Below are 12,440 nucleotides of genomic sequence, written 5' to 3' on the forward strand. Positions count from 1 at the left end.
AATCGTAATTATTTAACTCTTTCATCTTAATTCCTTTATTAATTAATTTTCACTTTTACCAATACAAACACCATACTCACCATCAGTCGTTCCTAACCAAACTCCAGTACACTTTCCACCAAAAACACTACTTGTTATTTCTTTTTTATTTAACTCTTTCATTTTATTTTTCCTATCTGATTATTTAAGTTGATTCATTAGATCTTTAATGGCTTGCAGCCATGCACCCTCATGATAAACCGTTGAAACACCACCACTCACTACTTCCAACTGAACTATATTTAATGTTTTCATATACCTCTCCTATTGAAAAATCTTTGGAATAGTTGGGACTTTAGGTCCAATTACACAACCACCATCTACAATGCCACCATTAGCTTCTTTCACTTGCATTATGTTCAATTCATTCATGATATTTTCCTATTTTAAGTTTATTGTGTTTTAGTAAGTCTGATTAGATTTTGGTATTTCAATGGGGCCACATATAACAGGCCTACTCCCGGAAGAAATTGCACCACCATTAACTTCTTTTAACTGAACTACATTTAACTCTTTCATTTATTTCTCCTTTTTTATTAATTAACTTATTAAAAAACTTCCGTCTGAACTTGTATCTATAAACTCTTCATTTTCAACATTTAAGCTATTTATCTTCTTTATAGCTTTAGTTCTTGAACCTAAATCAGGCTTATCTACCTCTATGGCTTCACCATATCTAAGCTCTATAACCCTGTCTGCACTGGCTATTGTTTCTGGCCTATGTGCAATAATAATGCGTGTTACATCTAGATTTTTAACGGCTTCGTTTACTGAAAACTCAAGCTTTGTATCTAAGTTACTTGTTGCTTCGTCCATAAATAATATTTTAGGTTTTCTGTACAGAGCTCTTGCAAGTAATAAGCGCTGTATTTGCCCGCCTGATAATGCCGCCCCCATATCACCAACGAGTGTGTTGTAGCCCATTGTCATTTGTAAAATATCTTTATCTATAGCCGCAATTTTGGCTGCCCATTCAACTTGTTGCATGTCTAGCTCGGGGTCAAAAAATGATATATTATCTGCTATTGAGCCTGATAGAAGCTGGTCGTCCTGCATTACAGCTGCAATCTGCGTTCTATATTGACCAAGCCCAAGTTGTCTAATATCAATGCCATCTACTTCAATCTTGCCTTCGTCTGCTTCGAACAACCCAAGCATTAACTTTGCTAACGTCGTTTTACCGCAACCAGACGGCCCAATAATTGCGACTGACTCTCCGGCTTTAATTGATAAGTCTAGGTGTTTAAATACCGGTGCTTCTTTTTTGTTGTATCGGTAATTAATGCCTTTAAGCTCTATGTTGCCACTGATTTTCTTTCCACTCATTTTGCCTTGAATGTTTTGCTCTTTATCAGTTAGAGAGATATCAGCTAAGCGGTTAAAATGAAGGCTAAGCATTTTAAACTCGATCACTTTTTCAATTAAGCTTGCCATTTTTTCTACAAATTGGCGCTTATAAGCCATAAAGGCAAACAACATACCAACCGTTAAATCCCCCTCCATAACCAGCATGGCTGCAAAGTAAATAACTAGAACATTTTCAATACCAAAAATAATTTTATTAAATGCTTCGTAGCCTATGTTTAAGTGACCTACGCGTATACCTGAGTTCAAACTGTCTGCGTACTTGTTATGCCACACACTTTGTCTTTGTACTTCTCGCCCAAACAATTTAATCGTTTGGATACCTCTCACTGTTTCCATAAAGTTCGATTGCTCTTTGGCAAGGTTTACGATGACCTCTTCTGACATTTGACGAAGTGGGCGATACATTGCAATTCTAAACACTGCATAAATGGCTATCGCTATTAAAACAATGATACTGAGCTTTGGGCTGTACAAAAAAATCATGATAAGTGTTGCGATAGCCATCACACCATCAATAACCGCCTCTATTACCCCTTTAGTAAGTAGTTCCTTTACTTGTTGTAGTGAGCCGAACCGAGAGACAACATCACCTATGTGCCGTTTTTCAAAATACTGTAATGGTAATCTGATTAAATGATGAAATAGATTGGCACCAAGCTGTATGCTCATTAAATTACCAAAATGCAATAATAAAACACTCCGTACAGCTCCCGTGACCATTTCTATTCCCATCAGCAAGCCAAATCCAATTGCTAAAATAGCGAGTAGGTTTTGGTCGTAGCTTAAAATCACTTCATCAACTACAAGCTGCATGTAGTAAGGGCTTGCTATTGCAAATGCTTGTAGTAATAGTGATAAAACAAATACTTTGCCCAGCGTTGACTTTAGGCCGGTTACTTTGCTCCAAAAGTCAGATAATTTTAAATTTACCCGCGAATCTTCAGATTTAAACTCTTCTGTTGGACTAAGCTCTAATGCAACACCAGTAAAGTGTTTAGAAAACTCCTCCATTGTGTATTTGCGCTCACCTAAACCTGGGTCATGTATCTCTATTGATTTTTTAGTTACTTTTTTTAGTACTACAAAGTGATTCATGTCCCAGTGCAAAATACAGGGTGTTTTAAGCTGCGATAAGTGTTCTAAATCTAATCTTAAAGCTCGTGTACTTAACTTTAACTTATCTGCAATTTGCATTAGCTCTTCAAGGTTTGCGCCTTTTAAAGAAATTTCATGTTCTTGGCGTAAGCTCGTTAAATCTGTTTTGTAACCATAGTAAGCAGCAACCATTGCTATACTTGCTAACCCACATTCTGCAGCTTCTGTTTGTAAAATTACTGGGAGACGCTTTGCCCCGCTAAATTTCAATAAATGCATTGGGTTTTCCATCATACTGCTCCCTTAATGCTATATATTGGTTCAAATAACCACTCAAAGAGCGAACGACTATCAACCATAATGTCTGCTTCGAGTAACATGCCAGCTTGTAGAGGAACAGAAGCTCCATAAGCTTTTGCATTTTGATTGGTTAACTCTACTACTACTTGATACATTGGCTCTTGAAGCGAAACAGGTAAAGCCGTCTCGTTTGGTAAAAGTATTGATTTAGATACACTTTTTATTACCCCGTCATAAATACCAAAGCGTTGGTATGGAAATGCCTGATAACGAATGCGTGTACCTTGCCCTTTTTGTACAAACCCATAAGCTCTAGTTGGTACAAAAAGAACGGCCTCTAATTTTGTATCTTCTGGTAACACTGCCATTAATGGATAATTTGATTGTGCCATCATCCCTGGCTTAACTAATAAGTTACTAATGCGGCCACTACGCTGACTACGGACATCATAACTACCTTGTGATTCAGCTTGGCTAATCTGCTGATTTATATTCGCTAATTGAGAACGTAGCTGTGATTCAACCTCTTGTTGATTCATCGGCATTTGTATTAATTCAAAACGATACTGACTCAGCAACTCTTTTTGCGTAAGTAAACGCGCTTCTAGATCTTCGGCTTGTTGTTGAATTGCAAAGTAATTATCTTTTACCGTCTCCAAATCAGCGTTAGAAGCAAATTGTTTTTCTATAAGCGATTCGGTATCAGTAACTCTTTTTTTACTCAAAACAACTCGTTTATCTAATAATGTCAGCTGTTTTTGGGCCTGCTCCACTTGAAAAGTCGTGCTCGCTATTTGAGATTCTAATTTTTCAACACTCACTTCAGCTAATAATTTTTGATTTTGTAAGTTTTCATTTAAGAATTGCTTTTGCTTAGTTAACTCACTCACGATTACATCATTAATATCGTTACCAGAAGAAAGTAACCTTTCCATCCGTATCCGCGCTAGCAATTGACCTTTAATGACATGTTCACCTTCTTCTACAAAAATCTCTTCAACAACACCTGTTGTTAAAGGATAAACCTTAGATAAACCGGTTGTTGGTCGTAAATAACCAGAAACAACTTCTTTTCGGTGATATTCACCTAAAATAAGGTATGTGAAGCCAATAATAACAATCCCTAAAATCAACCCTAATATCCATGTAAACGACATATGAGTTGCTATTGTTACCTCACCATCAAGTTTTTGTCCTTGATGGTCAATAGCTTCTTTGCGAAATAAACCTGACATATTTACACCATTGCCTCAGGTAGTGGTGTACTACAATGCAATTTCCATTCACCTGACTCTTTTACTAACGAATGTAAATTACTCGACACTTTATCTATATCTTTGCCATCTATCTCTGCTTTAAAATTAACTACATCTCTTACAACTAATAAGTCGTCTTGCTTTGCAATTAGTGCCACATTTTGCAAAGTAAACTTAAAGTCAAATTGCTTTCTTAGTGTTTCAAACTGTTGCTTGGTCGCATTAAATAAAGGGGAGCCAGAACAGAAATAATCTTCTAGATCATCTAAGCTACCATCGCAGATTAATGCATAGTAACGGCTAAAATATTCATTAAGCGTCATAGTAAGCTCCAAATTATTTAACTTTTAAAAGAGGGTTTTATTGGCCCCCTCTGATTCGATGGAATTTATATTCACAGATAATTATTCATTTAGCAAATGTAAGGATAATTAATAAAATTATTTTTTTTCAGTTACTTAAGCTAAAAAGTTATTTGTAAATAAGCTAGTAATAGTGATTAGATTTGCTTTGCTAATATGGTAAACATATTTATAGATATAGATTTGCGAAGGGAATACATAAGAAGTATCATCCCGATGGTTGCTCGGGTCTAATTTAGCTGAACGCTTAATTTATTGACTAACGAGCAAGGCTACAGTATTGCAAAAATTGCTAAGTTTGTGTGTATAACGCTTAACTTTAAAGGTGAAAATATAAAGAAATAGCTAAAACGCAGCAGAGACTTCGGATGAGTCTAAAAAGCGTATGCCGTAATAACTGAGTAAAAAGCACTAAATAAAAAGTTCGAAAAGTAATACTAACCAAGGCTAACTCCTTTTCCACTAAAAAAAGTAATGATTATGAGCATAAAAACTAGTGTTCCTGAATCACCTTTAAAATTAATTTGTTACATGATGGGAATAAATAATGGCTAACTTAAATACCGAGTAGTGTTATCAGCCTATACTTTAAAATTTAATACGCGTGTTTGGTGTCTATTTAAAACTAAGAAGGGTAAGTAGTTTGGGATAACAAGGTAAATATAATTTAGAAAACAAGTAGATGAGTAACTACAGATAGATGAGTAACTACAGATTTAATTGGTATGCTTTTGATATAAGCCTGTTATTTTCTGTGGCCCTGGGCGGGAAAGTGGTTAAAATTATTGCCAGCTATTTCTCCAGCGGTTGTTAAATATAACACAACTTAAGAAAAGAAAGGAATGTAGATATATACTGCTAATAAACGCTTTTTCGGTAATTTATTTAGTACTAAGCCAGATTGTTTATGACAAAGTATACGGCCACTTATATAAAGCATGACTATATTTGGAAAATAGAGGTTAGAATGGTGAAGAGTGTAAAAATTCTTAAATAAAAATTTCCATTTAATAGAACTAAATAAGCTTAAATGGCGATTATGGCCGCTTAATAAATCTAAACCATCGTAATATAATGTAAAATTTGATAAAAATACTTACTCGTTTGCAAAGCAGATAGTACCTGCGAAACTAATTGCAATTATAAAAAACTTCATTAACCCCCTTATTTTTCATGCTCAAATCCTCATCTAAATTCTTAATTGATACTAAAATAGATGAATGGTCTACCTTGACCACTTTAAAACGAAAGTCATATGCGTCTGAACATAAGTAACCCTCTAGCTTTATAGAGGCAATGTTATCTAGCTCCTTATTATTAAAAGAAAGTACGCCATAAAACTCTTCGTTTTTGATTTTAAAAAGTAGCTCTCCCTTATAAAAAAAACCACCTTTTTCTAACCTTGACCCATATACGACATTTCCCTTTAAAGTAGAGTAAACATACTTTCTTGACTCATAATTATCATACGCCATTAATAAATCATTTTTATTAACTAAATCACCGTTCTTAACAAAAACATCACTAATATTCCCAGATTCTCTGGAATATAAATACTCCTGAAGTTCAGGTGTATTTATATTCAAAACAGCAGAGAATGAAATTGCAGTATATAAATTGATTACTAACAAAAAGCCCCCTATTTAGTGACTTCAGTAAATATTGTAACTGAACCTGGAATTTGAACATCAGGGTCTTCCGGATTACACCAGCTTGTTCTAATCGTCACAGTTTTTGCCGCACCGTTTATCATTTTCGTTTGTTCTAGCGCTAGGATATTATTAGTATTTAAGCCTTCTGATTTAAGAACTTTTAGGTTTTTTTTCTTTAATGAAAATTTCATGAATCTTAATCCTATAGATAATTGTTTGTTATAGTTTCTTAGTGAACACAATTAATTTATCCTAAAAATATAAAAAAATGTAATTATCAATCATTATTAAATCATATAATAATTAGACTTAAACTACTGAAATTAAATAACTTAACAATATTAGCAATTGAAAATATTAGAATAATAAAAAACTTGTCTTATTTTTGGAACGGCTGTAAAATTTAGTTTCCTTATTGCATTTGCATTTCTCGCATATGTAGCCCAAAGTACCGCCATACTTTGGGCATATATATACAAAGTCAAATAAGTAAGTCCTAAAATACATATAATTGTTTTAAGTACAACAAAGTGACGCCAGCATTGAAAATAACACTTTTCACTATTAAGCCCTTAAGTTAAATACAAAAATATTGCATCCGATTTGAAGAAACTTATAAGGCGCAAGTTTACTTTTAAATTTATAAAATTAAGTAACAGAGTTTTTCAAGTTAGTTGTCGCATCAAGTTAAATTTTATGCCGCCCGCACTTCTTCTTTTTTCTCTGGATTTAAATTTACTTCATTGATCATTGTCCAATCTCGCGACTTTCCTGACCAACGGCTTGGATTCTGTAATTTCGCCATTTCATTTACCCGATGAGGTTTCGCTAGTATCGCTTTATCTAATCCTAAATGGCGCTGGTTTGGCGTGACAAATTTAATACCGCTGTGCAAGTGCGATCCATCGTTGTAAAGTTGAATAACCGATGTCTAAATCAAGCGCAATATCTTCTAGGCGAACATCATCACATTGAGATAATGCTTTTTCAACAGCTTGAACTTTAAATTCGTGTGTAAATCGACGTCTCATTTTATCTGCCTCTATTAAAAGTTAGAGGCGACAACTATCCTGACACAGGGGGGTAACAAAGATGAATTGGATTAGCTGAGAAGTTATAATATCAAACTTAGTTTTACTTAGTAATGCAGACCACATTAAATTAAAAATCAAGCTAGTTACTATATCTAACACTGTTGATTAAAAGCGATCGCATGAAAGAGCGCGCATAAATTTATCGTTTATAAGTTATTACATGCAGAAAGTCTTCGTATAAACTACTTAAATTAAGGCATAAAAGTTTTGATAACTATATTGATAATTTCAAAAAATACTAGTTAATCACTTTTCTCTAGCGATAATCTCACAAGCTCATTGTTTAGCAATTCAACTATTTCTAAGGTTAGAGTGCTATCTGAACTCGAAGAATTTACATTTAGAATAACATCTTCTGCATTGCTAACTTCAAATACTTTTTTAGGCAATATATCAACACTCTCAGCAAAATCATATTCGTAAATTGCTTTACCGGTCGAATGATAAACTTTATTTTTATTTATCGATAAAGAGTGCTTATAAGTTGATTGTTTAACTTCTAAGCCAGTTGTTTGCACCCCTGTAGATAAATCAAAAAATATTAACATACCTAGATTATTCAAAAATACTATTTTATTATTTTGTAACTGGCCAAACCACAATGCATTATTTACAGGTAATAATATACTTTTAGAGTTAACCCTATTAAAAATGTAAGAGTGAGTACTTGCACCAGATTCATCTTGCACAATATAACCAATGTTTTTATCTAGTAAATAACTAGCTGAAATCAAATTACCTTTTGGGGTAATAACATCCCTAACGGATAAATTTTCATAATTAAGTATTTCTATTTCACTTTCATTAACACCAAAAGCCTCTTGGGAATCAGAAGATATTTTAAAGTCTCGATAGCTGAAGCTAACTTTTTTTGATTTGACCTTACCATCTTTGAATACCGTATTTAATTTAATTGATTCCCCATCATTACTTAAAAACACAAGGTTTTCTCCAATAGAACTTGCAAACCTGCTATCGTATTTTGATACACGTTCAAAGTTTTTAGAAGTTAGATCTAATCTGTAGACATTATGAAAAAAAGGATATATCAACCCTAGAACATTGTTATTGTTAATAGGATAAGTTGCCGAGTAGCGACTTCTACTATGAACTTTTGTTTTACTTTTTATACGGTTATTATTTAACGAATATTGGTAAAAAATTTCTTCTGTATTGTCATACCATAACAATGAGTCGGTTTCTTTTTGATAGTTAATTGACCATATTCTATTTTTGGTCTCAAATAGTTTTATCTGCGCGCCACCTTCTAAATCAGTCATGTATAATTCACTAGAATTAAATTGATGTCTTTCAAATATAATTTTATTCTTGTTTTTTATAAAATATAAAAACTTATCACCATATGAATTTAGGTTTGGTGAACTTATTTGAAACTCCTCACCTGTACTTAAGTTTCGATTAACAAGAACTGATAATTCAGAGCGGTTTCTATAACCATACTTTGAATAAATAAGAGAATTATTATCAATATTAATCGCATTTATTGGGTATGAAGACTCACAATTAAATAAAAACTTACTATCCGCATTACTTGTTAAACCTACTTCCCACAGCTCACATTTGCCTTTACTTTCTACACTATAAATTGCACGTTCACTATCAATTGACCAACCTGCCGGGGAAATATTAGCGTTAGCTTCTGAAATTTTTATTTCTTGCCCAGTATTTAAGTTTTTTAATAAAAGCACTGAATCTAATTGTTCTTCTCCAAGGAATGAAAGTGCAACGGTTGAGTTATTTGGGGAAAGTATCATTTGACTATATACCCCCTGTAGCCAAGAGAGTGTTTCTTCGTTAAATTTTTTCTCTACAATGTTTGGGCTTTTTGTTCCTACCTTTGATAGCGTATCCTTTTGTTTATAGTCATTTTGATTTAGTAGGCTTTGAAATATGTAGATACTACCAATAACTCCTAAAACTAATATTACTATAAATCCTATTACCTTTTTTTGCATTTTATTAGGGGTTTCTTTTAATATATTAACCTGCCCCGAAGTCGAAGGCTCTTCTTCATAATAAATAATCTCAGGCTCCAAGAAAAAGCTATAACCCTTCCTGTAATGTGTTTTTACCACTAAACCACGTTGTATTTCTGACTTCAGTACTTTTCTAAGTTCTGACATTGCTCGGTTAATTGCGTTGTCATCAACATAGTGTTGACACCAAACATCATCAATTAAGTTTTGACGGGTAATGATCTCGTCTTTGTTAATAATCAAATAAGAAAGTACTTTAAAAAGAAGTGGTTCTAGTTCTCTTTCAACTTCACCATCAGAAATTATTTGAAGTTTTGGATTAAGGCTCCACGCACCGAACTTGACTTCTTTAACACTACGGGGAAAATTTGCTTCTTTCATAATTGTTATAACCCAACATCCATATCACAACTTGAGAATAAAAAATGTTTAAACTGTTTCAAATGCGAAAACATTAACGAGAGGTTAACAGCTATGTAAGGTAATGTCATCTGAACAGGCACAAAAAAGCCCACTCAAAGTGGGCTTTTTAAAAACCGGATAGGCTTACTTGTGACGTAATTGCTGAATTACGCGTAACTGAGCAACTGCTTCTGCCAGTCGCGTAGCCGCTTGCTGATAATCAAACTCAACAGCTGACGAATTCGCCATATGTTCTTCAGCTTCACGTTTAGCTTTTTGTACAGAATCTTCATCTAAATCTTCACCACGAACCGCAGTATCTGCAAGAATCGTGATGTGATTTGGTTGAACTTCTAATGTACCGCCAGCAACATATATCACATCTTCGTGACCAAATTGCTTAACTAAACGTACCATACCAGGTTTAAGGGCAGTTAGTAGTGGAGCATGGCCTAGGTTTACACCCAGCTCGCCTTCACTACCAGATACTTGAATCGATTCAACAAGACCAGAGAACAAACTCTGCTCAGCGCTTACTACGTCAAGATGTACAGTCATAGCTGTCATACTACCCTCCTAGTTACATGCCTTTGGCTTTTTCTTGAGCTTCTTCGATAGAGCCAACCATGTAGAACGCTTGCTCTGGCATATCATCAAATTCACCGTTTAAGATGCCTTTAAAGCCAGAAATTGTATCTTTTAGTGATACGTACTTACCAGACGCGCCTGTAAACACCTCTGCCACGAAGAATGGCTGAGATAGGAAACGTTGGATTTTACGTGCACGAGATACAAGTTGCTTATCTTCGTCAGAAAGCTCGTCCATACCTAGGATTGCAATGATGTCTTTAAGTTCTTTATAACGCTGAAGAACTGTTTGAACGCCACGTGCTGTATCGTAGTGCTCTTGACCAATTACTTGTGGGTCAAGTTGACGTGAAGATGAATCAAGTGGGTCTACCGCTGGGTAGATACCAAGTGACGCGATATCACGTGAAAGTACTACTGTTGCGTCTAAGTGAGCAAAGGTAGTTGCTGGAGATGGATCCGTTAAATCATCCGCAGGTACGTATACCGCTTGGATTGATGTAATTGAACCCGTCTTAGTAGAAGCGATACGCTCTTGAAGCACACCCATTTCTTCAGCAAGTGTAGGCTGGTAACCTACCGCTGATGGCATACGACCAAGTAGTGCAGATACTTCTGTACCAGCAAGAGTATAACGGTAGATGTTATCTACGAAGAAAAGTACATCGCGACCTTCATCACGGAACTTTTCAGCCATAGTAAGACCAGTTAACGCTACGCGTAAACGGTTACCAGGAGGCTCGTTCATCTGACCGTATACAAGCGATACTTTATCAAGTACGTTTGAATCGTTCATCTCATGGTAGAAATCGTTACCCTCACGTGTACGCTCACCAACACCTGCGAATACTGAGTAGCCGCTGTGCTCGATTGCGATGTTACGGATAAGTTCCATCATGTTTACAGTTTTACCAACACCGGCACCACCGAATAAACCAACTTTACCACCTTTAGCAAACGGACATACAAGGTCGATAACCTTGATACCAGTTTCTAAAAGTTCAACTGAACTTGATTGCTCTTCGTATGAAGGTGCTGCACGGTGAATAGACATACGGTCTTCTTCGCCGATTGGACCCGCTTCATCGATTGGCTCACCAAGTACGTTCATGATACGACCAAGTGTTGCTTTACCAACTGGAACTTGAATCGATTCACCTGTATTCATAACTAAAGCACTACGACGTAAACCATCAGTAGTACCCATAGCGATAGTACGCACTACACCGCCACCTAGCTGTTGTTGAACTTCTAGAGTCAAACCAGCTAAATCGCCATCTGTTACTCTTAGTGCGTGGTATACCGCTGGCACGCTATCTTGTGGAAATTCAATATCCACAACGGCGCCGATAATTTGGACGACCTTACCTAAACTCATGTCTATTCCTCTCGTTAATCTTTACCCGAAGCATTAAACTGCTGCTGAGCCAGAACAAATCTCACTAATTTCTTGTGTGATTGCTGCTTGGCGAGCCTTATTATAAACAAGCTGTAGCTCGTCCATAAGGTCACCTGCGTTATCAGTTGCAGCTTTCATTGCAACCATACGAGCAGCCTGTTCAGAGGCAGCATTTTCTACCACACCTTGGTATGCTTGAGACTCAATAAAGCGTACTAACAAAGACTCTAAAATAGCCTCTGGATTTGGCTCGTATAAGTAATCCCATGTGTGAGCAGATACTTCTTCTTCAGCTTTTGGCAAAGGGAGTAACTGATCTATAATTGGCTCTTGCCTCATGGTATTAACGAATTTGTTATATACCAAGAATAAACGGTCTATTTTGCCTTCAGAAAATGCATCAAGCATAACTTTTACAGGACCAATAACGTCTTGTACTGAAGGTTTATCTCCTAGGCCCGCTTTTTTAGCGAGTAGTTGACCACCAAAACGTTGAAAGAAGCCAGCTGCTTTACTACCTAAAGTAGCAAATTCAGCATCAACACCTTTTTCTTTCCACGCTTTAACATCAAGTGCAACTTTCTTAAACTCGTTTGAGTTTAGACCGCCACACAGACCACGGTCTGTAGAGATAACAATATAACCAACTCGTTTCACTTCACGATCTTTTAAGAACGGGTGAGTAAAATCAAGATTTGCTTGAGCAACACGACCAATTACTTCACGTAATTTGTCAGCGTATGGACGGCTTGAAGCAACGCGTTCTTGCGCCCTTTTCATTTTAGACGCAGCAACCATTTCCATTGCGCTAGTGATCTTTTGAGTATTTTTAATACTCCCGATCTTGCTTTTAATCTCTTTTCCGCTGGCCATGACTCTCTCTCCGAA

General features: G+C 35.6%; 10 protein-coding genes. All 10 read right to left on the reverse strand.

Annotated features, from left to right (window positions below):
• Positions 1-579: 579 nt before the first annotated feature.
• A complete protein-coding gene (locus tag I6F40_RS16955; protein ID WP_166379295.1) occupies positions 580-2,793 on the reverse strand; it encodes a peptidase domain-containing ABC transporter in 2,214 nt (737 codons plus the stop codon).
• Positions 2,793-4,037, reverse strand: a complete 1,245-nt coding sequence (locus tag I6F40_RS16960) for an HlyD family secretion protein (RefSeq protein ID WP_166379276.1) — start codon at positions 4,035-4,037, stop codon at positions 2,793-2,795. Before I6F40_RS16960 ends, I6F40_RS16955 begins: the two co-directional genes overlap by 1 nt.
• Positions 4,038-4,039: 2 nt before the next feature.
• On the reverse strand, positions 4,040-4,381 hold the full coding sequence (locus tag I6F40_RS16965) for a hypothetical protein (protein ID WP_166379278.1): 342 nt from the start codon (positions 4,379-4,381) through the stop codon (positions 4,040-4,042).
• A gap of 1,169 nt (positions 4,382-5,550) precedes the next feature.
• On the reverse strand, positions 5,551-6,051 hold the full coding sequence (locus tag I6F40_RS16970; protein WP_166379280.1) for a hypothetical protein: 501 nt from the start codon (positions 6,049-6,051) through the stop codon (positions 5,551-5,553).
• 8 nt (positions 6,052-6,059) lie between these two features.
• Positions 6,060-6,263, reverse strand: coding sequence for a hypothetical protein (locus I6F40_RS16975; RefSeq protein ID WP_166379282.1), 204 nt, complete (start codon positions 6,261-6,263; stop codon positions 6,060-6,062).
• A 687-nt stretch (positions 6,264-6,950) separates the two neighbouring features.
• Complete coding sequence (locus tag I6F40_RS16980; RefSeq protein WP_166379284.1) at positions 6,951-7,103, reverse strand: transposase; 153 nt, start codon at positions 7,101-7,103, stop codon at positions 6,951-6,953.
• A gap of 305 nt (positions 7,104-7,408) precedes the next feature.
• Entirely contained in the window at positions 7,409-9,544 is a 2,136-nt protein-coding gene (locus I6F40_RS16985; RefSeq protein WP_166379286.1) for a winged helix-turn-helix domain-containing protein, read from the reverse strand.
• 165 nt (positions 9,545-9,709) lie between these two features.
• Positions 9,710-10,132, reverse strand: a complete 423-nt coding sequence (locus I6F40_RS16990) for a F0F1 ATP synthase subunit epsilon (protein ID WP_007377666.1) — start codon at positions 10,130-10,132, stop codon at positions 9,710-9,712.
• A gap of 13 nt (positions 10,133-10,145) precedes the next feature.
• Positions 10,146-11,531: a F0F1 ATP synthase subunit beta gene (gene atpD, locus I6F40_RS16995; protein ID WP_007585971.1), complete on the reverse strand. Its 1,386-nt coding sequence runs from the start codon at positions 11,529-11,531 to the stop codon at positions 10,146-10,148.
• A gap of 33 nt (positions 11,532-11,564) precedes the next feature.
• Positions 11,565-12,425, reverse strand: a complete 861-nt coding sequence (gene atpG / locus I6F40_RS17000; protein ID WP_007585974.1) for a F0F1 ATP synthase subunit gamma — start codon at positions 12,423-12,425, stop codon at positions 11,565-11,567.
• Positions 12,426-12,440 lie beyond the last annotated feature (15 nt).

It is taken from the genome of Pseudoalteromonas sp. SWXJ133 (assembly GCF_015864365.1).
Classification (GTDB): Bacteria; Pseudomonadota; Gammaproteobacteria; order Enterobacterales; family Alteromonadaceae; genus Pseudoalteromonas; species Pseudoalteromonas arctica.

Coding starts and splice junctions, on each gene's coding strand:
- atpG (WP_007585974.1), bottom strand. CDS start 12,425: ATGGCCAGCGGAAAAGAGATTAAAAGCAAGATCGGGAGTATTAAAAAT.
- I6F40_RS16975 (WP_166379282.1), bottom strand. CDS start 6,263: ATGAAATTTTCATTAAAGAAAAAAAACCTAAAAGTTCTTAAATCAGAA.
- I6F40_RS16980 (WP_166379284.1), bottom strand. CDS start 7,103: ATGAGACGTCGATTTACACACGAATTTAAAGTTCAAGCTGTTGAAAAA.
- I6F40_RS16990 (WP_007377666.1), bottom strand. CDS start 10,132: ATGACAGCTATGACTGTACATCTTGACGTAGTAAGCGCTGAGCAGAGT.
- I6F40_RS16955 (WP_166379295.1), bottom strand. CDS start 2,793: ATGGAAAACCCAATGCATTTATTGAAATTTAGCGGGGCAAAGCGTCTC.
- I6F40_RS16985 (WP_166379286.1), bottom strand. CDS start 9,544: ATGAAAGAAGCAAATTTTCCCCGTAGTGTTAAAGAAGTCAAGTTCGGT.
- atpD (WP_007585971.1), bottom strand. CDS start 11,531: ATGAGTTTAGGTAAGGTCGTCCAAATTATCGGCGCCGTTGTGGATATT.
- I6F40_RS16960 (WP_166379276.1), bottom strand. CDS start 4,037: ATGTCAGGTTTATTTCGCAAAGAAGCTATTGACCATCAAGGACAAAAA.
- I6F40_RS16965 (WP_166379278.1), bottom strand. CDS start 4,381: ATGACGCTTAATGAATATTTTAGCCGTTACTATGCATTAATCTGCGAT.